This is a genomic window from Terrabacter sp. FW104-15G4B (assembly GCF_058790095.1).
In genome coordinates, this window is sequence record NZ_JBYTCI010000017.1 from 57242 (window position 1) to 79161 (window position 21920).

The 21920-nt window shown below is 71.2% G+C and carries 23 protein-coding genes, 1 tRNA gene and 1 riboswitch; of the genes, 3 read left to right on the top strand and 21 right to left on the bottom strand.

Features of this window, described 5'->3' with window-relative positions; all coding sequences use genetic code 11:
* Window positions 1-22: 22 nt before the first annotated feature.
* The 3 genes from plsY to leuS are packed head-to-tail and all read right to left on the bottom strand — an operon-like array spanning window position 23 to window position 4495.
* Window positions 23-625, bottom strand: a complete 603-nt coding sequence (plsY, locus tag AC3WRT_RS13970) for a glycerol-3-phosphate 1-O-acyltransferase PlsY (protein ID WP_492722853.1) — start codon at window positions 623-625, stop codon at window positions 23-25.
* Window positions 622-1518: a DegV family protein gene (locus tag AC3WRT_RS13975; protein ID WP_492722855.1), complete on the bottom strand. Its 897-nt coding sequence runs from the start codon at window positions 1516-1518 to the stop codon at window positions 622-624. Before AC3WRT_RS13975 ends, plsY begins: the two co-directional genes overlap by 4 nt.
* Before the next feature lie 37 nt (window positions 1519-1555).
* Window positions 1556-4495 (bottom strand): leucine--tRNA ligase, encoded by a 2940-nt coding sequence (gene leuS, locus AC3WRT_RS13980; RefSeq protein WP_492722857.1) that lies wholly within the window; start codon window positions 4493-4495, stop codon window positions 1556-1558.
* 244 nt (window positions 4496-4739) lie between these two features.
* Between leuS and AC3WRT_RS13985 the strand changes: the two genes are divergently transcribed.
* On the top strand, window positions 4740-5114 hold the full coding sequence (locus tag AC3WRT_RS13985; RefSeq protein WP_492722859.1) for a thioesterase family protein: 375 nt from the start codon (window positions 4740-4742) through the stop codon (window positions 5112-5114).
* A 10-nt stretch (window positions 5115-5124) separates the two neighbouring features.
* Here AC3WRT_RS13985 and AC3WRT_RS13990 read toward each other — a convergent pair whose 3' ends face one another.
* The 9 genes from AC3WRT_RS13990 to AC3WRT_RS14030 all read right to left on the bottom strand — a co-directional run bounded on the left by AC3WRT_RS13990 (window position 5125) and on the right by AC3WRT_RS14030 (window position 10162).
* Window positions 5125-5613 (bottom strand): 2TM domain-containing protein, encoded by a 489-nt coding sequence (locus AC3WRT_RS13990; RefSeq protein ID WP_492722860.1) that lies wholly within the window; start codon window positions 5611-5613, stop codon window positions 5125-5127.
* Window positions 5614-6580: 967 nt separating this feature from the next.
* The gene (locus tag AC3WRT_RS13995; protein WP_492722862.1) at window positions 6581-7192 is read right to left on the bottom strand and encodes a hypothetical protein; all 612 of its coding nucleotides are present in this window, start codon (window positions 7190-7192) and stop codon (window positions 6581-6583) included.
* Between the two features lie 37 nt (window positions 7193-7229).
* Entirely contained in the window at window positions 7230-7565 is a 336-nt protein-coding gene (locus AC3WRT_RS14000) for a DMT family transporter (RefSeq protein ID WP_492722864.1), read from the bottom strand.
* Window positions 7565-7879 carry a DMT family transporter gene (locus AC3WRT_RS14005; protein ID WP_492722866.1) on the bottom strand — a complete coding sequence of 105 codons (315 nt, stop codon included), beginning with the start codon at window positions 7877-7879 and terminating at the stop codon, window positions 7565-7567. Before AC3WRT_RS14005 ends, AC3WRT_RS14000 begins: the two co-directional genes overlap by 1 nt.
* Window positions 7880-7888: 9 nt before the next feature.
* Window positions 7889-7954: riboswitch (guanidine-III (ykkC-III) riboswitch) on the bottom strand.
* Window positions 7955-8044: 90 nt separating this feature from the next.
* Window positions 8045-8117, bottom strand: a tRNA-Ala gene (locus tag AC3WRT_RS14010).
* Between the two features lie 83 nt (window positions 8118-8200).
* Complete coding sequence (locus AC3WRT_RS14015; RefSeq protein ID WP_492722868.1) at window positions 8201-8866, bottom strand: histidine phosphatase family protein; 666 nt, start codon at window positions 8864-8866, stop codon at window positions 8201-8203.
* Window positions 8863-9273 (bottom strand): ribosome silencing factor, encoded by a 411-nt coding sequence (gene rsfS, locus AC3WRT_RS14020; protein WP_492722870.1) that lies wholly within the window; start codon window positions 9271-9273, stop codon window positions 8863-8865. The genes AC3WRT_RS14015 and rsfS overlap by 4 nt, the downstream gene beginning before the upstream one ends.
* Window positions 9270-9932, bottom strand: coding sequence for a nicotinate-nucleotide adenylyltransferase (gene nadD, locus AC3WRT_RS14025; RefSeq protein WP_492722872.1), 663 nt, complete (start codon window positions 9930-9932; stop codon window positions 9270-9272). Before nadD ends, rsfS begins: the two co-directional genes overlap by 4 nt.
* 2 nt (window positions 9933-9934) lie before the next feature.
* On the bottom strand, window positions 9935-10162 hold the full coding sequence (locus tag AC3WRT_RS14030; protein ID WP_492722873.1) for a hypothetical protein: 228 nt from the start codon (window positions 10160-10162) through the stop codon (window positions 9935-9937).
* Window positions 10163-10660: 498 nt separating this feature from the next.
* Between AC3WRT_RS14030 and AC3WRT_RS14035 the strand changes: the two genes are divergently transcribed.
* The gene (locus AC3WRT_RS14035) at window positions 10661-11794 is read left to right on the top strand and encodes a glycosyltransferase family 2 protein (RefSeq protein ID WP_492722875.1); all 1134 of its coding nucleotides are present in this window, start codon (window positions 10661-10663) and stop codon (window positions 11792-11794) included.
* On the opposite strand, the gene AC3WRT_RS14040 is transcribed toward AC3WRT_RS14035, so the two are convergent.
* Together AC3WRT_RS14040 and AC3WRT_RS14045 are read right to left on the bottom strand one after the other, a co-directional pair.
* A complete protein-coding gene (locus AC3WRT_RS14040; protein ID WP_492722877.1) occupies window positions 11779-12474 on the bottom strand; it encodes a class I SAM-dependent methyltransferase in 696 nt (231 codons plus the stop codon). The two genes, AC3WRT_RS14035 and AC3WRT_RS14040, sit on opposite strands and share 16 nt — an antisense overlap.
* A gap of 46 nt (window positions 12475-12520) precedes the next feature.
* Window positions 12521-13804: a glutamate-5-semialdehyde dehydrogenase gene (locus tag AC3WRT_RS14045; RefSeq protein WP_492722879.1), complete on the bottom strand. Its 1284-nt coding sequence runs from the start codon at window positions 13802-13804 to the stop codon at window positions 12521-12523.
* Window positions 13805-13905: 101 nt separating this feature from the next.
* Between AC3WRT_RS14045 and proB the strand changes: the two genes are divergently transcribed.
* Window positions 13906-15018, top strand: a complete 1113-nt coding sequence (gene proB, locus AC3WRT_RS14050; RefSeq protein WP_492722881.1) for a glutamate 5-kinase — start codon at window positions 13906-13908, stop codon at window positions 15016-15018.
* Window positions 15019-15033: 15 nt separating this feature from the next.
* Here the strand turns inward: proB and AC3WRT_RS14055 are convergent, their stop codons facing one another.
* The 7 genes from AC3WRT_RS14055 to AC3WRT_RS14085 form a co-directional block, all read right to left on the bottom strand.
* Complete coding sequence (locus tag AC3WRT_RS14055; protein ID WP_492722883.1) at window positions 15034-15585, bottom strand: hypothetical protein; 552 nt, start codon at window positions 15583-15585, stop codon at window positions 15034-15036.
* Between the two features lie 180 nt (window positions 15586-15765).
* Complete coding sequence (locus AC3WRT_RS14060; protein WP_492722886.1) at window positions 15766-17412, bottom strand: monocarboxylic acid transporter; 1647 nt, start codon at window positions 17410-17412, stop codon at window positions 15766-15768.
* Window positions 17409-17696, bottom strand: a complete 288-nt coding sequence (locus tag AC3WRT_RS14065) for a DUF485 domain-containing protein (RefSeq protein WP_492722899.1) — start codon at window positions 17694-17696, stop codon at window positions 17409-17411. The genes AC3WRT_RS14060 and AC3WRT_RS14065 overlap by 4 nt, the downstream gene beginning before the upstream one ends.
* A 231-nt stretch (window positions 17697-17927) precedes the next feature.
* Window positions 17928-19595, bottom strand: a complete 1668-nt coding sequence (locus AC3WRT_RS14070) for a sodium/solute symporter (protein WP_492722888.1) — start codon at window positions 19593-19595, stop codon at window positions 17928-17930.
* A gap of 17 nt (window positions 19596-19612) precedes the next feature.
* On the bottom strand, window positions 19613-19999 hold the full coding sequence (locus AC3WRT_RS14075) for a hypothetical protein (RefSeq protein WP_492722892.1): 387 nt from the start codon (window positions 19997-19999) through the stop codon (window positions 19613-19615).
* A complete protein-coding gene (locus tag AC3WRT_RS14080; protein ID WP_492722893.1) occupies window positions 19996-20757 on the bottom strand; it encodes a LytR/AlgR family response regulator transcription factor in 762 nt (253 codons plus the stop codon). The genes AC3WRT_RS14075 and AC3WRT_RS14080 overlap by 4 nt, the downstream gene beginning before the upstream one ends.
* Entirely contained in the window at window positions 20754-21878 is a 1125-nt protein-coding gene (locus AC3WRT_RS14085) for a sensor histidine kinase (protein WP_492722895.1), read from the bottom strand. The genes AC3WRT_RS14080 and AC3WRT_RS14085 overlap by 4 nt, the downstream gene beginning before the upstream one ends.
* Window positions 21879-21920 lie beyond the last annotated feature (42 nt).

Below are 21920 nucleotides of genomic sequence, written 5' to 3' on the forward strand. Positions count from 1 at the left end.
TGGACGCGCCGCGGCAACCGCCTCAGGGCAGGTGACGCTGGCGCCACCAGCCGATGACGTTGTTCTTGTGACGCGCGAGGACGAGCAGGCCGATCGCCATGAGCCACAAGGCGGTCCACACATCCCCTGGGGCGTGGCCCGTCCAGATGAGGATCGCGACGACGAGCATCGCGACGGACCCGAAGATGGAACCTGCCGCGACCCACCGGGTGAGCGCGACGGCCACGACGAAGACCACGATGACGACCAGCGCCACCCACGGGTGCACCCCGAGGATCACCCCGAAGGTGGTGGCGACACCCTTGCCGCCGCGTCCCTTGAGGAAGGGTGACCAGATGTGGCCGAGGACGGCCGCGATGCCGACGGCGTATGCCGCGTGCGCGCCGAAGAGGTGACCGGCCACGAACGTCGGGACGAGTCCCTTGAGGACGTCGAGGACGCCGACGACGACGCCCCACCTGCGTCCGAGGACCCGCCCGGCGTTCGTCGCGCCCGGGTTACCGGAACCGGAGGACGCGAGGTCCTTGCCGAGGAGGCGGGCGATCATCGTGGCCGGGTTGAGCGAGCCGATGAGGAAGGCGGCGGCGACCCCTCCGGCCCAGGCGAGCACCGTGCCCGTGCTCACGACCCGGAGACCTGCTCTTGCGACGGTGCCTCGGGCAGCGGCTCGTCCGGGCGCGGCGAGACGGCGATGGCCACGGTGCCCGGCCCGACGTGGGCGCCGACGACCGCCCCGAGCTCGACGACGAGCACCTGGCGCGCTCCGGGCACCATCGCGCGCAGCTCGGCGGCGATCTGGTTCGCGCGAGCGGCCGCGTCCAGGTGGTGCACCGCGATGTCGACGGCGTGACCACCCTTGGTGACCTGCTCGACGACCATGGCCTCGATGCGGGCGACGGCACGTGAGGAGGTGCGCACCTTCTCGACGGGGACGATCCGTCCACCGCGCACCGCCAGGATCGGCTTGATGGCGAGCGCGGAGCCGAGCAGCGCCGATGCCGCCCCGATGCGGCCTCCCCGACGCAGATGCTCGAGCGTGTCTACGTAGAAGAGCACTCCCGAGGGGCTCAGCCGGGTCACCGCGGCGTGGACCACGGCAGCGGCATCGGCGCCCGCGGCCGCGCACTCAGCTGCGGCCACGACCGCGAAACCCATCGCCATGCCGATCGTCTCGCTGTCGACCACCTCGACCGGCACCGGGGACTCCTCCGCCGCCATGCGGGCCGCCTCGACGGTGCCGGACATCTGGGACGACAGGTGGACCGACACGATGGCGGTCGCGCCCTCGTCGGCCAGACGGCGGTAGGTCTCGGCGAAGACCTGCGGCGTCGGCCGCGAGGTCGTCACGATGGTGTAGCTGCGCAGGGCCTCGGCGACCCCAGCAGCCGCGATGTCCCTGCCCTCGACGTGGTCGTGCCCGCCCACGACGACGTGGAGCGGGACGACCTCGATGCCGTGGCGCTCCACGAGCTCACCGGGCAGGTACGCCGTCGAGTCGGTCACGATCCTCGTGGTCACGTCCCGGTCCTTCCGTCGCCGAGGGCGCGCACCCGGCTCACACGGGCACGATGTTGACGAGCTTCGGCGCCCTGACGATGACGGTGCGCACGCCGCCCTCGGTCGCCGCCCTCACCTTGTCACGCCCGAGGGCCAGCTCGCGCAGGTCGTCGTCGGAGATGTCGGGGCTGACCTCCACGCGGTCACGCACCTTGCCCTTGATCTGGATGACGCAGGTGACCTGCTCCAGCACGATCTTCGCGGGGTCGCTCACGGGGAAGGCGGCATACGCCACCCCGCCCTCGTGACCGAGCCGCTGCCACATCTCCTCGGCGAGGTGCGGGGCGACCGGGGCAAGCATCAGCACCATCGCCTCGACGGCCTCGCGCGGCGGCGCGTCGAGCTTGGTGACCGCGTTGTTGAGCTCGATGAGCTTGGCGATGGCGGTGTTGAAGCGCAGGCCCTCGAAGTCCTCACGCACGCCCGCGATCGTCTGGTGCAGCTGGGTCGTCAGCGCCTGGTCGAGCGGGGTGTCGGCGACACGCAGCTCGCCGGTCGCCTCGTCGACGACGTTGCGCCACAGGCGTTGCAGGAAGCGCTGGCTGCCCACGACCGCGCGGATCTCCCACGGCTTGGAGAGCTCCAGCGGCCCCATCGACATCTCGTAGACCCGGAAGGTGTCGGCGCCGTACGCGTCGTACATCTCGTCGGGGCTGACGGAGTTCTTCAGCGACTTGCCGATCTTGCCGTACTCCCGGCTGACGGGCTGCCCCTGCCAGGTGAACGTCGGCTCGGTCCCCTGGCTACCCGGGTGCTCCTCGACCTCCGCGGCCGGGACGTATTGACCGCGGCTGTCGGTGTAGGCGTAGGCCTGGATGTAGCCCTGCGAGAAGTACTTCCGGAAGGGCTCCTCGCTGCGCACGTGACCCAGGTCGAAGAGGACCTTGTGCCAGAAGCGCGCGTAGAGCAGGTGCAGCACGGCGTGCTCCACCCCGCCGACGTAGAGGTCGACGCCGCCAGGGTCGCGAGTGCCCGCAGGGGCGCCCTTGACCGGCTTGTCCTGACGGGCAAGCCAGTACGCCTCGTTCTCCGGGTCGACGAACGCCTCGTGGTTGGCCGGGTCGAGGTAGCGCAGGTAGTACCAGCACGAGCCGGCCCAGTTGGGCATGGTGTTCGTCTCCCGGCGGAACTTCCGCAGTCCGCGTCCGTCCCCGAGGTCCTTCTCGACCTCGACCCACTCGGGCACTCGGGACAGCGGCGGCTCGGGGCTGCTCTGCGCGTCGTCCGGCTCGAACGTCTTCGGGCTGTAGTCGGGCACGTCCGGCAGGGTCAGGGGCAGCTCGCCGTCCGGCACGGCATACGCCACCCCGTCCTCGTCGAACATGATCGGGAAGGGCTCCCCCCAGTAGCGCTGGCGGCTGAAGAGCCAGTCGCGGATGCGGTAGCTGATGGTCCCCTCGCCGATGCCCTCGCGCTCGAGGAACTCGATGGTGCGCGCCTTTGCCTCCTCGACGTGAAGGCCGTCGAGGGAGATGCGCTCGTTGGAGGAGTTGACCGCCACACCGTCGCCCAGGAACGGCTGGTCGTCCGGGTGGCCCTCGGGGGGCTGCACGGTACGGACGATGGGGATGTCGAACTTCTCGGCGAACTCCCAGTCGCGCGTGTCCTGCCCGGGCACCGCCATGATCGCGCCGGTGCCGTAGCCCATCAGGACGTAGTCGGCGACGAAGACCGGGATGCGCTCCCCGGTAACGGGATTCGTGGCCCATGAGCCCGTGAAGACACCGGTCTTGTCCTTGCCCTCGGTCTGCCGCTCGACGTCACCCTTGCGCGACGCCGCGAGCTGGTATGCCGCCACGGCCTCCTTCGGGGTCGCGCTCGCGTCGGCGTCGACCCCCTTCCAGGCATCGCGCGTCCCCTCGGGCCACTCGCCGGCCGGGACCAGTACGTCGACGAGCGGGTGCTCGGGGGCGATGACCATGAACGTCGCCCCGAAGATCGTGTCCGGTCGGGTCGTGAAGACGTCGATGCCGTCCTCCTCCCCGATACCGGTGACGACGGGGAAGGTGACCCGGGCGCCCTTGGACCGGCCGATCCAGTTGCGCTGCATGAGCTTGACCTTCTCGGGCCAGTCGACGCCGTCCAGGTCGTCGGCCAGGCGGTCGGCATACGCGGTGATGCGCATCTTCCACTGGCTGAGGTTGCGCCGGAAGACCGGGAAGTTGCCGCGCTCGGAGCGGCCCTCGTTGGTGACCTCCTCGTTGGAGAGCACCGTGCCGAGGCCGGGGCACCAGTTGACCGGTGCTTCGTCGGTGTAGGCCAGTCGGTGACCCTCGAGCACCCTGGCGCGCTCGGTCGCGGAGAGGTCGGCCCAGCCGCGGCCGTCGGCGTCGATGACGGCACGGCGGCCGGACTCGAACTCCTCGACGAGCTCGCGGATCGGCCGCGCCTTGCCCCGCCCGCCGTCCTCGCGCACGGCATCGGCGTCGTACCAGGCGTCCCAGATCTGCAGGAAGATCCACTGCGTCCAGCGGTAGTAGTCGTCGTCGATCGTCGCGAAGGTGCGGCGGTTGTCGAAGCCCAGCCCGAGGCGGCGCAGCTGGCGCCTCATGTTCGTCATGTTCTCCTCGGTGGTCTTCCGAGGGTGCTGGCCGGTCTGGACGGCGTACTGCTCGGCCGGCAGACCGAACGCGTCGTAGCCCAGCGCGTGCAGGACGTTCTTGCCGAGCATCCGGTGGAAGCGGCTGTAGACGTCGGTCGCGATGTAGCCGAGCGGGTGGCCCACATGCAGCCCGACACCCGAGGGGTAGGGGAACATGTCGAGCACGATGAGCTTCTCGCCGCGCGCGGCGACCTTCTCGGGCTCTGCCCACGGGCCGGCGGGGTTGGGGGCGTCGAAGGTGCCCTCCTCCTCCCAGCGGTCCTGCCAGGCGGTCTCGATCTGCTGCGCCATCGCCGCGGTGTAACGGAACGGCGTCTCGTTGCTCTGCTCGCTCATGTCGTCTCTCTCGTCGCTGCTCGTCTGGGCAAAAAGAAACCCCTCGCACAGGAGGGGAGCCGCGTTGATGTCGGGAGTCCCCGACCTTCGTCAACGCGGCTGCGGAAGGAGCAGCAGGCCAGCCATGTCCCACAGGTTAGCGCAGCCCCGCGTCCGCCCTCCGTCGACGTACCAGCCGAGCTGCCGGCGGACCCACCTGTCGAGACGAATCGGCGAACGCACCGTTGTCTGCCAGACTCGTCCAATGCCCATGCGCAAGTTCCAGCACACGGTCACCGCCGACGACACCGCCGCCCGGGTCGGCAGCGGCGACCTCGACGTCCTCGCGACCCCGCGTCTGATCACGTGGTGCGAGAACGCCGCCTTCCAGGTCTGCCGGCAGACCATCGACGCCGACCACACGACGGTCGGGACGATGGTCCGGATCGAGCACGTCAAGGGCAGCCCGGTCGGGGCCGGGATCACGGTCCTGTGCGCGGAGCCGATCAACGACGGGCGACGTCTCGTCTGTCACGTCACGGTGAAGGACTCCGACGGTGAGGAGATCGCCAAGGGCGAGTTCCACCGGGCCGTCGTCGACCCGGACCGCTTCATGAGCAAGTGCCAGCGCCTGGCCTGAGGCGCGGACGTCAGCGATCGCGAAGCCGCTCCACCTCGGCCTCCACCTGGGCCTCGCTCGGCTCGTCCTTGACGTAGGCGTCGTAGAAGTTGGCCACGAGCCCGACGCCCCATCCTGCAAGGACGAAGATGGGCCAGAAGAAACCTCCGCTCGTCACCGCCCAGATGACGACGAGCATCGCGTTGACCAGGCCGTAGATGAGCAGGTGGTTGCGGAAGTCCGCCTTCTTCTTGAGCCGCTGCAGGGCTCTGGCCCGCAGCTCGGCCTCCGCTCCCGTCCGGTCACCCGTCGGGTCGGGGCCGGCGCCGGTGGGTGCGAGCACCCGCAGGATGTTCGGGTCCTCGCGCGACGTGAGGTTCTGGTCGTTGCCGTTCTCAGACCCACTCTGGTGCGCCTTCGCGGACCGGTCATCACCGCCCTCTTCGGGCCGCCGGGCCCCAAGAGTGTGCTCGGCTCCCACCTTCCAGCGTAGGCGGGGAGCCGGTGCCTGACGCTCCATGGTGGCCAGGGTCACCGCCCTCGTCCCGCCCTCGGGTCAGGCTCCTCCCAGCCGCGGTGGCCACCATGACCGGGTGACGCTCGGACTGCTCGGCGCCCTGGTGGCGGCGCTCGCCTACGGCGCCGGCACCGTGCTGCAGACCATAGGCGTCCGCCGCATGACCGCGACACCGCAGGGCACCACGCTCCTGGTGCGCGCCCGCGCGGGGTGGCCGTATGCGATCGGCCTCGGCCTCGACGCCGGCGGCTTCGTCGCGTCCGTGGCCGCGTTGCGCACGCTTCCGCTGTTCCTCGTCGAGTCGGCGGTGGCCTCTTCGGTCGCCGTGACGGCCGCGCTGTCCGTTGTCGTGCTGCACGTGCGCCTGGGCGCCCTCGAGGTGGTCGCCCTGCTCGTGGTCGTCGCCGGCCTGTCGGGGCTGGCCCTCGCCGCCGCGGACGGGATGGCCCAGGACCCCGGTCCCGGCGCGGTGTGGTGGCTGCTGTCGGCAGCCGCACTCGTGGCGGCCCTGCTCGTGGCGGGCACCCTCGACCACGACCGGCGCCGCGGCGCCGTCGTGCTGGCGGTCGCGGCAGGGCTGGGCTTCGGCGGTGTGGGGGTGGCGGCTCGCCTTCTCGAGGTTCCCGCGCCGCCGTGGCGACTGCTGACGAGCGCCCTGGCCTGGGGGCTCGTCGCCCACGCCGTGCTCGCCCTCGTCGCATACGGCCTGGCACTGGCACGCGGCCGGGTGACCACAGTCGCGGCCCTCACCTTCGCGACCGAGACGGTCGTGCCGGCGGTCATCGGCCTGGTCTTCCTCGGCGACCGGGTCCAGCCGGGCCGGGAGGCCGTGGCCGCCGTCGCCTTCTTCGCCACGCTCGCGGGCTGCATCACCCTCGCCGGAAGGTCCGAGCCCACCGATGAGGGTGTGGCTGCGTACCCCGCCGGGCCCGAGGGTGCGACGCCCACACGCCGGCTCGGAAGAGGCGGCTCAGAGCACGTAGGCGTCGCCGTCGCGGCGGAAGCCGAGGTTCTCGTAGTAGGGCTCCACCATGTCTGGCGGCGTGAGCACCCGCCGGAAGCCGCGTCGCCGGAAGGGACCGTCGGGCCCGAAGACGAACTCGCCGGGGGTCAGGTCACGGTGGCGAGGCGTGACCCAGTCGAGCAGCAGCTGCGCGGTGCCCCCGCCCGCGTCGCGCATCAGCACCACCCCGACCGTCTCGTCGTCTCGCAGCACGAGGTAGGAGGGGTCCCCGGTGAAGGGGTCGTGCACGAACTGCGGGTTGAAGCGTCGGATGTCGCCCTCGTTCACCCGCAGGACGTGGCGCAGGTAGGTGTCGTCGCCGGCGACCTCGAGCACCTCGTAGGCCGACGCGTCGTGCTTCACTCGCGACATGCGCGCCAGGTGGACGACGTTGATGGCGGCCAGCACGACGTTGAGCCCGACCATCGGCCAGACGTGGATGGCTGCGTTGTAGCCGATGAGCACGACGCAGCCCACGAGGTTGAGCAGCCGCAGCCGCCACAGCTGGGTCTGGAGCAGCGACCACACGAGGACCGCAGAACCAACCCAGCCGACCGCCTCGAGCCACCACGAACCCATGTCTGACCCTAGCGCCGCCCAGCCGCCGGCCGCACGGTCAGCGGTGCGGGGCCTGCCCGGGGCCGATGGCCTTGAGCCCGACCACGGCGGCGACGATCCCCGTGAGCAGGGCGACCTTGACGACGGAGAACTGCTCCGTGCCGGTCGCCATCGCCCACGTGACGGTCAGGGCCGCCCCGACACCGGTCCACACGGCATACGCGGTGCCGATCGGGATGCTGCGCACGGCGTGCGATAGCCCCACCATGCTGAGGACGCCCGCGACGAGGAAGACCGCGGCGGGCACGGGGCGCGACAGCCCGTCGGAGGCCGACAGCGCCGACGCCCAGACGGCCTCGAGCACGGCACTGGCGAGCAGCACGACCCACGGCATCACGCCACCGCCTTGAGGCCCGCGACGCAACCGACCAGAACGAGGAGCAGCGCCGCGCGCGCGGCGCCCAGCCGCTCCTGGCCACGGGCGACCGCGAGCAGCACGGTGCCCACAGCACCGATCCCCACCCAGACGGCGTATGCCGTCCCCGTCGGGAGGGCGGTCATGGCCCAGGCGAGGCCGGCCATGCTGAGCACGAGCGAGACCGCGAAGAGGGTTGTCGGCCGTGGGCGGCGGAAGCCGTCCGAGGCGGCGAGCGCGGTGGCCCAGACGGCCTCCAGGCCACCCGAGAGGATGAGCACGAGCCAGTGCATGGCGTCCCGATCTGGCCGTCTTGTCGCTGGGCGGGTACGGCTCCCTCGTCCGCGAGCACGGCTCGCGCGCTCGGCGTCGATCCTACCGACTCGGGGGCCGGGAGAGGGTGCCGGGAAGGACGGCGAAGGGCCGGACGCTGATGCGTCCGGCCCTTCGTCCTTCGGTGGAGCTGAGGGGACTCGAACCCCTGACCCCCTGCATGCCATGCAGGTGCGCTACCAGCTGCGCCACAGCCCCGTGCGGGTGTCACCTCGTCGAAGCGACTGCGTAACCATAGCGGGTCGGCAGCCGAGAGCCAAAATCGGCGGCGGCCTTTCGAGTCAGACGTTCCAGGGCCCGAGGTTCCAGCCGCTGATGCGCCAGCGGGTCTGCTCGGACCAGCTCTTTCGCGCCTCGACGAGCTCGATCCAGTGGCAGTTCCCCAGCCCCCGGAACACCGCGTCGGAGACGTCCTGGTCGAGCCCCACCAGGTCGCTGGCCGCCACGCGCGCAGAGACGCCGTGGGCCACGACGACGGCGGTCTCACCCGGGAGCAGCTGCCCGGCGACCTCTCGCAGGGCGGCCCCCGCGCGCTCGGCCACGTCGGCACGGGTCTCGCCCGTCACGCCGCGCGGCGCGTCCTCACCACGGTCGAGGGCGGCGACGACGTCCGGGTAGCGCTCGCGCACCTGGTCGGCGTGCAGGCCCTGCCACTCCCCCACATGCACCTCGCGCAGCCGCGCGTCGAGACGCACCTCGACCCCGGTGAGGGCCGAGATGGCGTCCGCCGTCGAGGCGGCACGCTGCAGGTCGCTCGAGACGATCAGTGCCGGGGCGTAGGCCGCGAGGTGCGGTGCGGCCGCCGCCACCTGCTCGCGTCCTCGCTCGGACAGTTCGGTGTCCTTGTGCCCCTGCCAGACGCGTGCGGCGTTGTCGACCGTCTCTGCATGCCGCACGAGGACGATGCGGCGCGGGCCGACGGGCCCGCCCGACCCGGTGCGGCTCACTCCTCGGCGTCGGCGAGCTCGCCCCCGGCGCGCGGCCGGCCGGGCGCCGGCACGGTGGACAGGTCCACCTCGGGGCAGTCCTTCCAGAGGCGCTCGAGCGCGTAGTACTCGCGCTCCTCCTCGTGCTGCACGTGCACGATGATGTCGCCGAAGTCGATGAGGACCCAGCGGCCCTCGCGCTCGCCCTCGCGGCGCACGGGCTTGGTGCCCAGCTCACGCAGCCGGTCCTCGACCTCGTCGACGATGGCGCCGACCTGCCGCTCGGACGGCGCCGAGGCGATGACGAACACGTCGGTGAGCGGCATCTGCTCGCTCACGTCGATGGCGAGCACCTTCTCGGCGAGCTTCTCCTCGGCAGCGACGGCGGCCACCTTGGCGAGCTGGATCGAATGGTCTGCTGCGGTCACGAATCTCCTTGAGAGGCAAGGGCGCGCGCAGGGATCCCGCGCGCGTCCTCCGGGTGGTGCACCGGGGGTGAAGCCCCCTGTGGGTCTGCATAGAGCCGGTACTTGTTGATGTACTGGACGACCCCGTCAGGTACGAGGTACCAGACCGGCTGGCCGTCGGCCACGCGGCCGCGGCAGTCGGTGGAGCTGATCGCCATGGCCGGCACCTCCTGGAGGGTGACCCGGTCCTCAGGCAACCCCTTGTCGGAGAGCTCGTGGCCGGGGCGGGTCACGCCGATGAAGTGCGCGAGCTCCCATAGGCGCTCGGCGTCCTTCCAGGAGAGGATCTCGGCGAGGGCGTCGGCCCCGGTGATGAAGAAGAGCTCGTCGTCGGGCCGCTCGGCCCGGATGTCGCGCAAGGTGTCGATCGTGAAGGTCGGTCCCGGCCGGTCGATGTCGACCCGGCTCACCGTGAACCGGGGGTTGGAGGCGGTCGCGATGACCGTCATGAGGTAGCGGTCCTCGGCGGGTGAGACGTAGCGGTCGGCCTTCTGCCAGGGCTGTCCTGTCGGTACGAAGACCACCTCGTCGAGCCCGAAGCGCGACTGGACCTCGCTGGCGGCCACCAGGTGACCGTGGTGGATCGGGTCGAAGGTCCCACCCATGACGCCGAGGCGCATGCTCAGTGCGGGGCCCCGTCGGATCCGCCCTGCGTTCCGTGCGTGCCCTGGGCGCCACTGGCGCGGCGCGGCGCCTGCACCTTGTAGGCGGTGTTGCGGAAGCTCCACGTGACGGCGAGGGCCACGAGGAAGAGCGCGAAGGTGATGAAGAAGAAGGCGATCACCGGCATGGGAAGCTCGCGGGCGGCTTCCTCCCCCTGGGTGGCGAGTGCGAGGACACGATCAGACATGCGGCCAGCCTAGCGCCCCGTCCGCGCGCCGCAGCCACTCGTGCCCCGCCGTCGCAAAGGGCTCCTCGCACGCGGCCACCGCGGCGAGGACGACGTCGTGCCAGTGCCCGGCGAGGGGCGCCGACCTCCGGCGGGTGGCGGAGCTCGACCTGGTGCTGCGCACTCGTCCTGGTCGACGCAGGGGTGCCCTTCACGGGTCCCGGCGTGGACGCTGACCTCGCGGTGGGCTGGGTGGAAGCCGACGGCATACGCCCCCGTGTGCGGCGCGAGGGACACCCAGGCTCTCGTCGAGAGGCACTCCCCCCGCCGGGACGCGGCACCGCGTGCCACCGCGGAGTACCACCAGTGGTGCTCCGGCCCGCCGGGCGGCATACCTGGTCCGGGCTGGGGCTCGCTCCTGGACTCGCTCACGCGCCGCGGGCTGGCGGGGACGCCGCGCACAGTGCCGCCACAGTGACGTGACAGCCCCAGGTCATCTTGCGCCGTACGCTAGAACTCATGGTTCCCGTGTTGTCCGTGGTCATCCCGATGTACAACGAGCAGGAGGTGCTCCCGCTCCTCGTCGCGCGGCTGCGTCCCCTGCTCGACGCCATGGACAGCACCTACGAGGTCATCGCCGTCGACGACGGCAGCCAGGACCTGACCCCCGCCCTACTCCAGCGGTACCACCGCGAGTGGCCTGCGCTGCGCGTCGTGCGCCTGCGCGCCAACGCCGGTCACCAGGCGGCGATCTCGGCCGGTCTCGTCAGCGCGCTCGGCAACTACGTCGTGACGATCGACGCCGACCTGCAGGACCCGCCGGAGATCATCCCGCAGATGCTCGCGGCGGCCAAGGGCGACGGCGTCGACGTCGTCTACGGCGTCCGCAGCGACCGCTCGACCGACACGTGGTTCAAGCGCGGGTCCGCGAGGGCGTTCTACAAGCTCATCGGTTTCCTGTCCCAGACGTCGGCCCACGCCGACGCGGGCGACTACCGCCTCATGTCCCGGGCCACCGTCGATGCCGTGAACAGCCTCCCGGAGCACAACCGCGTCCTGCGTTTCATCGTCCCGGCTCTCAACTTCCCCTCGGACACGGTCGAGTACAAGCGCGAGGAACGCGCGGCCGGGGACTCGAAGTACCCCTTCATCAAGATGCTCAAGCTCTCGCTGGACTCGCTCACGGGATTCTCGACCGCACCGCTTCGGCTGGCGACGTTCGCCGGGTTCGGCGGCGCCGTCCTCGCCGTGCTGCTGGTGCTCTACACCTTCATCTCACGCTCGCAGGGGCACACCGTCGCCGGTTGGACCTCGACGGTCGCGATCGTCGCGGGCGTCGGCGCGGTCCAGCTCGTCTGTGTCGGGATCCTCGGCGAGTACATCGGCCGGATGTACGGCCAGATGCAGGGCCGTCCGACCTACTTCATCGCCTACGACTCCCTGACCGCCGACACGGGCCTCCACGGCCCGACGGACACGCCGTTGCCGGGCTCGCCGACGGAGGCGAGCATCCCCACCGGGTCCGAGGCGCCGGTCGACGGGCACCAGCTGCCGGTGGCCGGGCACGAGCTGCCCGACGGCCTCACGGTCACCAAGGACAGCCCCCAGCCGCAGGTGGTCCCCCGGCCGGAGCGTAGTCAGCTGCGCGGCTGAGCGCGGACGAGAAGGCTCACCCCTGGCAGCGAGCCCACGGGGAGGTAGCGCTCGGCCGCGATGATCCCCCGTAGGCCGAGGTTGACGACCGGGTGCAGGTTCTCGAGGTCCGAGCCTGAGCTCGTCCGGCGTCGCAGCGCGACGACAGGCCGCAGCAGGACGTTCCATGAGCGGACGTCCTTGATCTCGAAGCCGCCCCGGCGGAGCAGGTCGAGCAGTCCGTCGCGGGTGTAGCGGCGCACGTGGTCGACGGCCTCGTCGTGCATCGACCACAGGCGCGGGTCGGCGGGGACAGCCACGAGGTAGGTGCCGGTGGGCTTGAGGACCCGCAGCACCTCGGCCACTGCGGCGTCGTCGTTCTCGAGGTGCTCGAGCAGGTCGAAGGCGACGACGAGGTCGAGGCTGCCGTCGGCGAGCGGGAGCCGCGTGGCGTCACCACGCAGGGTCGCGAGGCCGCGCTCGTGCGCCACCTCGGCACCTTCGACGCCGTACTCGAGCGCGACGGCGTCCCAGCCGTGCGCACGCAGCACGCGGGTGTTGCCACCACCGGCCGCGCCGATGTCGATGGCCCGTCCCGGGGCGAGCCCCGAGATGGCCTTGGCCAGCAGGTGGCGCCGCTCGCGGTACCACCAGTGGTCGTCCTCCAGCTCAGCGAGCTTGCGGACCTCGGTGCCTTCCATGGTCGGTCATCATGCCATCCGGTGCGCCGGGCGTTGGCAGCGGCCGTCAGCGGACGTGTCCGTCGCCCTCGACGACCCACTTCGTCGTGGTCAGCTCGGGCAGGGCCATCGGCCCGCGGGCGTGCAGCTTCTGCGTCGAGATGCCGATCTCGGCGCCGAAGCCGAACTCGCCGCCGTCGGTGAACCGGGTGCTCGCGTTGACCATGACGGCCGCCGCGTCGACCTCGGCCGTGAACCGCCGGGCAGCCGCTCGGTCCTCGGTGACGATGGCTTCGGTGTGACCCGTGCCGTAGCGACGGATGCGGTCCATCGCTTCGTCCAGGTCGTCGACGACGGCGATGCTCATCTCGAGCCCGTGCCACTCGGTGCCGTAGTCCGCCTCGCTCGCGAGGTCGTATGCCGTCCCCGCCGCCTCGGCGTACTCCGTGACGTCGGGCGCGACGTGCAGTCGCACCCCGGCGCCTGCGAGGTCGGTGAGGGCCCTGGGCAGGAAGGAGGCGGCGACGTCCCGGTGGACGAGGAGCGACTCTGCCGCGTTGCACACGCTGGGCCGGTGCGTCTTGGCGTTGAGGGTGATCGCCTGCGCCTTGTCGAGGTCGGCGGCCCGGTCGACGTAGACGTGGCACACGCCCACCCCGGTCTCGATCACGGGCACGGTCGACTCGCTCACGACGGTCTGGATGAGGTCGGCGCCACCGCGCGGGATCACGAGGTCGACGAGGCCGCGGGCCGTCATGAGGGCACGGGCGGCGTCGCGGCCTCCCTGCTCGAGCAGAGTGATCGCGTCGACCGGAAGCCCTTGCGTCGCAAGGGAGCCGCGCATCGCCTCGACGAGCGCGTGGTTGCTGCTGGACGCGGCCGAGCCGCCACGCAGCAAGACCGCGTTGCCCGACTTGAGGGCCAGGCCGGCCGCGTCGACCGTGACGTTCGGGCGGGCCTCGTAGATCATCCCGATGACGCCCATGGGCACCCGTACCTGACGGATCTGCAGCCCGTTGGCGAGCGTCGATCCGCGCACGATCTCGCCGACCGGGTCGGGCAGGGCCGCGACGTCGCGCAGGGCCTGGGCGACGGCCGCGACGCGGGCCTCGTCGAGCCGCAGACGGTCCTGCAGGCTCTCGCTCATCCCGTTCGCGCGTCCGCGCTCGAGGTCCTCCGAGTTGGCCGCGATGACGGCCTGTGTGGCCGCGTCCACGGCGTCGGCCAGGAGCAGCAGGGCGGCGTCCTTGTCGGCTCGAGACATGAGGGCAAGACGCCGGGAGGCGGTGCGCGCCTGTCGAGCCAGGGCCGCCACGTGCTCGACGACGGTGGGGTCGATCGTCTGGGACATGCCTCCAGCGTAGGTCGTGGTGCTCGCGGACGACCTATCCCTTCCCGGACGCTGGACGGACGACTCCGCCGGCGCCACGGCGCGTCACTAGAGTTCGGGGTGTGTCGCCCCACTCCGTGATCAGCACCGCCCGACGGCTCGTCGTCAAGGTCGGCTCGAGCTCGCTGACCGGCGGTGACGGCGGGATCGACCGCGGCCGCCTCGTCGCGCTGGCCAACGCCCTGGCGCACAAGCACCTGGGCGGCGTGCAGATCGTGCTCGTGAGCTCGGGAGCCATCGCGGCCGGTATCCACCCGCTCGGCCTGGCCGCCCGGCCGCGCGACCTCGCGACCCAGCAGGCAGCCGCCTCCGTCGGCCAGGGTGCGCTGCTCGCGGCCTACACGCAGGCGTTCGCGAGCCACGACATCACGGTCGGTCAGGTGCTGCTCACCGCGGACGACGTCACCCGACGCACGCACTACGCCAACGCCCGTCGCACGCTCGAGCGGCTGCTCGACCTCGATGTCCTGCCCATCGTCAACGAGAACGACACGGTGGCCACGAGCGAGATCCGCTTCGGCGACAACGACCGCCTCGCCGCCCTCGTCGCCCATCTGGTCGACGCCGACGCCCTGGTGCTCCTCTCGGATGTCGACGCCCTCTACGACGGACCACCCGCCAGGCCCGGGGCGCAGCGCATCCCTGTCGTACGGGGACCGCAGGACCTCGTCGACGTCGAGATCGGCGGCAGCGGCTCGAAGGTCGGCACCGGCGGCATGACGACGAAGATCGAGGCCGCGCGGATCGCCACTGCCGCCGGAGTCGCCACCACGGTGACCGCGGCGGACCAGGTCATCCAGGTGCTGGCCGGTGAGGACGTCGGCACGGTCTTCCTGCCGATCGGTGTCCGGGGGCGCTCACGGCGGCTGTGGCTCGAGCACGCGACGACCGCCCGGGGGCGGCTCATCGTCGACGACGGCGCCGTGACGGCGCTCGTCCACCGCAAGAAGTCGCTGCTGCCCGCGGGCATCATGGCCGTCGAGGGTTCCTTCCACGGCGGCGACCCCGTCGACGTCTGCTCCCCCGACGGCACCGCGATCGCCCGTGGACTGGTCAACTACAGCTCGGCCGAGCTGCCGGCCCTGCTCGGGCGCTCGACGAAGGAGCTCGCGCGGGACCTGGGCCCGGAGTACGAGCGCGAGGTCATCCACCGCGACGACCTCGTTGTCATCTGACTCGCGCCCGTCCCGTCACGGGCCGCCGGAGAGATAGCGGCTCGCGGGCGCCGGCGCGGCCGAGGGGCCGGGGACACCACCACCGGTCGGTCGCCCACCGGCCCGGAACCGGAGCCGCCCACTGGTGCGCGGGAGACGGTCGCGCGTGGAGACGAGGGCCGCGACGACAGCCGCCACTACGGAGAGCGCGGCGAGGCCCGCGAGCTGAGGACCGCTCGACGGGGTGCCGCCCACGGCGGAGTCGACCAGCGGAGCAAGGAGCAGCCTCGCGACGAGGGCGGCAGCGGCATACCCTCCGACGGCCAAGGCGCGTCCGGCCGACCGGAGTGCGCCGCCGGCCAACGTGAACACCGGCACGGCCACGAGCAGGGTGCCGAGCAGCTCTGCGGCGGCGGCCACCAGCAGTCCTGCGCTCCACCCGGAGCCGACGAGGTCGACGACCGCGGTCAGGAGCGCGAGCACCGCCGCGAACCAGATGCCGGTCACGGCTCCGCCGGCGAAGCCACGCCCCGGCCGCCACGTGTAGGACGGCTGGTCCCGCTCGCTTCGTCCCGCGCCGATCGACATGTGACCCTCCTGGGCTCCGGCCGCACGTCCCACGGCACCTGACCTGTAGACGTCACGGCGCCGCGAGAGGTTGCCACCCCCGGGACGATCCGTGCATGACGTGCGGGTGGCCGCGCATACCCCCTCGGGTGCGCGGCCACTCGCCGTCCCTGTGACCAGCCACGCGGTCGGCTGGTGGCGTCAGTGGGAGGTGGCCCGCTCGGCACCGTGGCCGGTGAGCGAGCGCACCTCCATCTCGGCGTACTTCGCTGCGTTGTACTCCCTGCTCGTGACCGTCCCGATGTAGCCGAGGACGAAGCCGAGCGGGATCGAGATGATGCCGGGGTTGTCGAGCGGGAACCAGTGGAAGTCCACGCCCTGCAGCATCGACGGGCTCTTCTTCGTCACCGGGTCGATGGCCTTGCCTGACACGACCGGGCTGAAGATGATCAGCGTGATGGCGCTGACCAGGCCGCCGTAGATGCTCCACAGCGCACCCCTGGTGTTGAACCTCTTCCAGAAGAGCGAGTAGAGGATCGTGGGCAGGTTCGCGCTCGCTGCGACGGCGAAGGCGAGGGCGACGAGGAAGGCGATGTTCTGTCCCAGGGCGAAGATGCCACCGACGATGGCGATGGCGCCGAGGACGAGCGCTGCGATGCGCGCGACCTTGACCTCCTCCTCGGGCGTGGCCTTCCCGCCCTTGACGACCGTGTTGTAGATGTCGTGCGAGAGCGAGGCGCTCGCAGTGATCGTGAGGCCGGCCACGACGGCCAGGATGGTCGCGAAGGCCACTGCGGAGATGATCCCGAGCAGGATCTCGCCACCGAGCTCGAAGGCGAGCAGCGGGGCTGCGGAGTTGACGCCGCCGGGCGCGTTCTTGATCTCCTTGGCTCCAACGAGCTCCGCGGCACCGAAGCCGAGGACGAGCGTGAACAGGTAGAAGATGCCGATGAGCCAGATGGCCCACACGACCGAACGGCGGGCCTCGCGCGAGGTCGGCACCGTGTAGAAGCGCATCAGCACGTGGGGCAGGCCGGCTGTGCCGAGCACGAGAGCCATCGCCAGGGAGATGAAGTCGACGGGATTCTTGTACTGCAGGCCGGGCTGGAGCAGGTCCTTGCCGCCAGCCTCCTGCGAGGCGGTGGTGGCCTCACCGAGGAGCGTCGAGAGGTTGAATCCGAACTTGCCGAGGACCCACACGGTCATGAGCGCAGCACCGATGATGAGCAGCACGGCCTTGATGATCTGCACCCATGTCGTGCCCTTCATGCCGCCGTAGATGACGTAGAAGATCATGAGGATGCCGACGACGACGATGACGAGCCGCTGGCCGAGGGCGCCCTCGATGCCGAGCAGGAGGGCGACCAGTCCTCCGGCGCCAGCCATCTGGGCGAGCAGGTAGAAGAACGACACGACGAGGGTCGAGATGGCGGCCGCGATGCGCACCGGACGCTGCCGCAGCCGGAAGCTCAGGACGTCGGCCATCGTGTACTTTCCGACGTTGCGCAGCAGCTCTGCGACGAGCAGCAGCGCGACGAGCCAGGCGACGAGGAAGCCGATGGAGTAGAGGAACCCGTCGTAGCCGTTGATGGCGATGGCGCCGGCGATGCCGAGGAAGGACGCCGCCGAAAGGTAGTCGCCGGCGATGGCGATGCCGTTCTGGCGGCCGGTGAACGCGCGGCCACCGGCGTAGTACTCGGCCGCGCTGCGGTTGTTGCGCGAGGCGCGGATGACGATGGCGAGCGTGACGACGACGAACAGGGCGAAGATGCCGATGTTGATCGCCGGGTTGCCGACGGTGGTCGCTGCGGGTACGAGCGACGAGGACGAGGCCAGGAGCGTGCTCACTGCTGCTCTCCCATCTTCCGGGCAAGGGCTTCGGCCTCGGGGTCGAACACGCGGTCGGCCCAGCGGGCGTAGATCATCGTGATGGCGAAGGTCGAGACGAACTGGAGGAGCCCGAGGATCAGGCCCCACGTGATGTTGCCGGCGACCCGGGTTCCCATGAAGTCCTTGGCGAAGACCGAGAGCAGGACGTAGAGGAAGTACCACGCCAGGAACAGCGCGGTCAGCGGGAAGACGAACTTGCGGAACTTGCTGCGCAGCTGCGCGAACTCGGGCGAGTCCTGCATGGCGACGTTGGGGTCGTCCACCACGCGGTCTGGAGCTTCTTTGCTCACGGGCCACCTCCGGGCGGTTGGGTCGTACCGGGACTGCGGTCGGTCGGTCCGGTCGGCTCGGACGCGCGGATCCAGTGCGGTCGGGCCGCCTGCGTGAGCAAAGGTAGGAGCCGGCGGCGCGCGCCGGCACCCCGAGCGGGGGCGCGATCGGCCAGTGGCGCCGACTGCTCGCCGTGCGCGGGCTCAGCTGCGCCGAGCGGTCGTGCTCGAGCGACGAGCGGTCGTCGCACCGCTGTCGTATGCGGGGTGCCCGGCGCCGTAGACCGTGCCCTCGGAGGGTGGCTGGCCCAGGACGTCCGACGGCTCCGGGCCGCGCACGCCCCGGCGGTACCAGCGCTCCGGGTGGAACGAGCCACGGTTGAGGTCGATGTGCTCGGGAGCGTGCAGCCGCACCATGGTCTGCGCGACGTGCACGGGGACGCTGGAACGGGTGGCCCACGAGGCGAGCACCATCGCGGCGAACGACAGCGGCACGCTGACGGCGGCCGGCTGCGCCATGACGACGCCGAACCAGCCGCCCGTGACGATGCCGAACATCGTGGACACGACGGCGCCCATCGACAGGGTGCCACCGGCGACCATGCCGACGAGTGCGCCGCGTGCGGTCAGCCCGCGCCACCAGATGCCGAGCAGGAGCATCGGGCAGAACGTCGAGGCGGCGACCGCGAACGTCAGCTCGACGGCGTGTGCCACGGGAACACCTGCGGAGACGACGGTGAGCACGAACGAGACTGCCACGACGACAACCGTCGAGAGCCGGAAGGTGCGGATGCCCTGCCGATGACCGGCGCCCCAGCGCACGAGGTCCTGGCTGAGCACCCCGGCCACCGAGACGACCAGTCCGGTGGACGTCGACAGGAATGCCGCGAAGGCCCCGGCCGCCAGCAGCGCCGTGAGCCCCTCGGCGAGCGGCCCGTCGAAGAGGCGGCTGGGCAGCTCGAGCACGACGGAGTCGCTGCGGCCCGCGGCCACGAGGTCGGAGGCGACGTAGCGCCCCAGCACGCCGTAGGCCACCGGGAGCAGGTAGAAGCCGGACAGGAGGACCAGGACGGCGAGCGTCGCCCGTCGAGCGGCGCGCCCGTCACGGTTGGTGTAGAACCGCACGACGACGTGGGGCAGGCCCATGGTGCCGAAGAACGTGGCGAGCACCAGTGAGTAGGTCAGGTAGAGGGCGTGGTCGCCGCGCAGGGGCTCGACCCAGTCGGCGACGAGGACGGTCCCGACGTGGGGGCTGTCCGTTCGGGCACCGACCGCACCGAGGAGGAAGAACAGCGGCGTCAGCAGGGCCAGGAGCTTGAGCCAGTAGTGGAAGGCCTGCACGAGGGTCACGCTGCGCATACCGCCCGGCAGGACGTTGAGGCACACGACGAGCGCGACGGCCAGCTGCCCCACCCACGACGGCGCGCCGGTGAGCGTGCGCAGGGTGAGGCCGGCTCCTTGGAACTGCGGGATGAGGTAGAGCAGACCGATCGCGACGACGAGCAGGCTCGACGCCCGCCGCACGGTGACGGACTCGAGCCGCAGCTGGGCGAAGTCGGGAAGGGTGTAGGCCCCCGAGCGGCGCAGGGGTGCGGCGACGAAGACGAGCAGCAGCAGGTAGCCGGCCGTCCACCCGATGGGCAGCCACAGCATGTCGACGCCGCGGGCAAGGACGAGGCCTGCGACGCCGAGGAACGATGCGGCAGAGAGGTACTCGCCGCTGATGGCCGAGGCGTTGAGCAGCGGGCCCACGGCGCGAGAAGCGACGTAGAAGTCACTCATGGTGCGAGACAGCCGCAACCCGAGGGCCCCGACCGTGAGGGACGCGAGCGACACCAGGATGACGGCGACGATGCTGGCGGAGTTGCTCACGGGTGCGGGGCCCTCACCTAGCGTCCGTCGAGCAGGTCGCTGAAGGCGTCCTCGTTGCGTTCGGCCCGACGCACGTAGAAACACCCGAGGCCGATGATCTCTGCGAAGCCGGCGACAGTGAGCAGGACCCACGGCAGGGGCACCCCGAGGACCTCTACCTCGGCGATGGCCGGAACGGCCCGGAAGGCCAAGGGGAGCAGGCCGAGCGTGAGCCCGAGCACGACGAGGACCCCGAGGGCCAGGCGTAGCTGGCTGCGCATCAGGGAGGTGATGTAGAGCTCACCGAGCCGGGTCTGCTCGTCGATCTCCGAGGCGATGGACGTCCTCCGCGTCCGCGCCGCGGAGGTGCGCGGGCTGGTCACGCGGATGCGGGATCGGGATTGGTTCGGGGTTGGCTGGGTCATGGTGGCCCACCCCGGCCGAGCGGCTGGGCGCGGCGTACGAGCAGGTCGCGCAGCGCCCGCGTGTGACGACGGCTGACCACGAGCTCGTGTCCACCGACGAGGACAGTCGTGCGGCCTCCCTCGGTGCGCCACTCGGTGATGTGGCGCAGCGCGACGAGGAAGGAGCGGTGGATGCGCACGAAGCCGGCATCGCGCCACTGGTCGGCGAGCGCGGTCAGCGGCACACGGACGAGATGGCTCTGCGCGGCGGTGTGCAGGCGCGCGTAGTCGCCCTGCGCCTCGACGAACATCACGTCGGACCGTGGCACGAGCCGGCTGACACCGGCCAGTTCGACGACGATGCTCTCGTCGGCGGCCGCGGCGCCCACGGGGGCCGACTCGCCGCCGTGCAGCAGGCGCACCACGCGGCGAACCGCCTGGTCCAGCCGTTCGTCCCGCACCGGCTTGAGCACGTAGTCGACGACGTTGAGGTCGAAGGCGTCGACGGCGTGCTGCTCGTGGGCCGTCACGAAGACGACCGGCGGCTGGGAGGTGAAGCGCGAGAGGACGCGCGTGAGGTCGAGTCCGCTGAGGCCGGGCATCTGGACGTCCATGAAGATCGCGTCGACCGCGTCCTCGTGGAGCACCCGGAGCGCCGCCTCGCCGGAGCCCGCAGTTACCACCTGGCCCACGCACTCGTGCCGACCCAGCATCCAAGCCAGCTCGTCGAGAGCCGGTGCCTCGTCGTCGACCGCGAGGACCCGCAGCGTCCCGGTCACACGTGCACCCCCGGACGGAACTTGGGCAGCCGCACGACGACCCTTGTGCCCGCGCCCGGGGCCGTCTCGACGACGAGCCCGTAGTCGTCACCGAAGGCGGTGCGCAGCCGCTCGTCCACGTTGGCGAGGCCGACGGACCCGCTCTCCGGATCGCCTGCGAGGATGCGGCGCACCCGTTCCGGATCCTCCCCCGCCCCGTTGTCCTCGATGGTGACGACGCACTCGTGGTCGGCGTCGTGGGCGAGCAGGGTGATCCGGCCCTCGCCTGCGCCTCTCTCGATGCCGTGCTGCACGGCGTTCTCGACGAGCGGCTGCAGGCACAGGAAGGGCACCACAACCGGCAGAACCTCCGGCGCCACCCGAACGGTGACAGTCAGGCGGTCACCGAAGCGGGCCTTCTCGATGACGAGGTAGGCCTCGATCGAGCGCAGCTCCTCGGCGAGGGTCGTGAACTCGCCGTGGCGCCGGAAGGAGTAACGGGTGAACTCGGCGAGGTCGAGGAGCAGCTCGCGGGCTCTCTCAGGGTCGGTGCGCGTGAACGAGGCGATAGCCGTGAGCGAGTTGTAGATGAAGTGGGGGCTGATCTGGGCGCGCAACGCACGGACCTCAGCCTCCATCAGACGGGTGCGCGAGGCGTCGAGCTCGGCCAGCTCGAGCTGTCCGGACACCCACCGCGCAACCTCGTTGGTCGCGCGGACCAACCCCGCGGAGGCCCGTCCCGTGAAGACCTGCAGCGTGCCGACGACCTTCTCGTCGACGTCCAGCGGCGCCACGATGGCTTGGCGCACGACGCAGGACGGCTCCTCGCACGCGACGTCGGCACCGTCGACGACGGCGGTGCGCCCGTGGGCGAGCGTGCCCGCGGAGATGACGGCAGGCTGGCCGGCATGGTGCGACCGCCCACCGTCCCAGGCCAGCAGGCCGTTGGTGTCGGTCATCGCCACGGCCGTCGCCCCGAGGAGCGATCGCAGGTGCTTGAGCGACTTCTCGGCTGCCGTCGCAGTCAGGCCCAGGCGCAACGGCGGCGAAGCGAGCAGGGCGGTGTGCAGGGTGCGGTACGTCGCGCGGTCGGCCTCCGTGCCGAGGTGACCGCGACGCAGCAGTGCGCCCCACGAGCTCATGCCGACACCCTATGCGCCCACCCCCACCGGGATGCCCCTCCT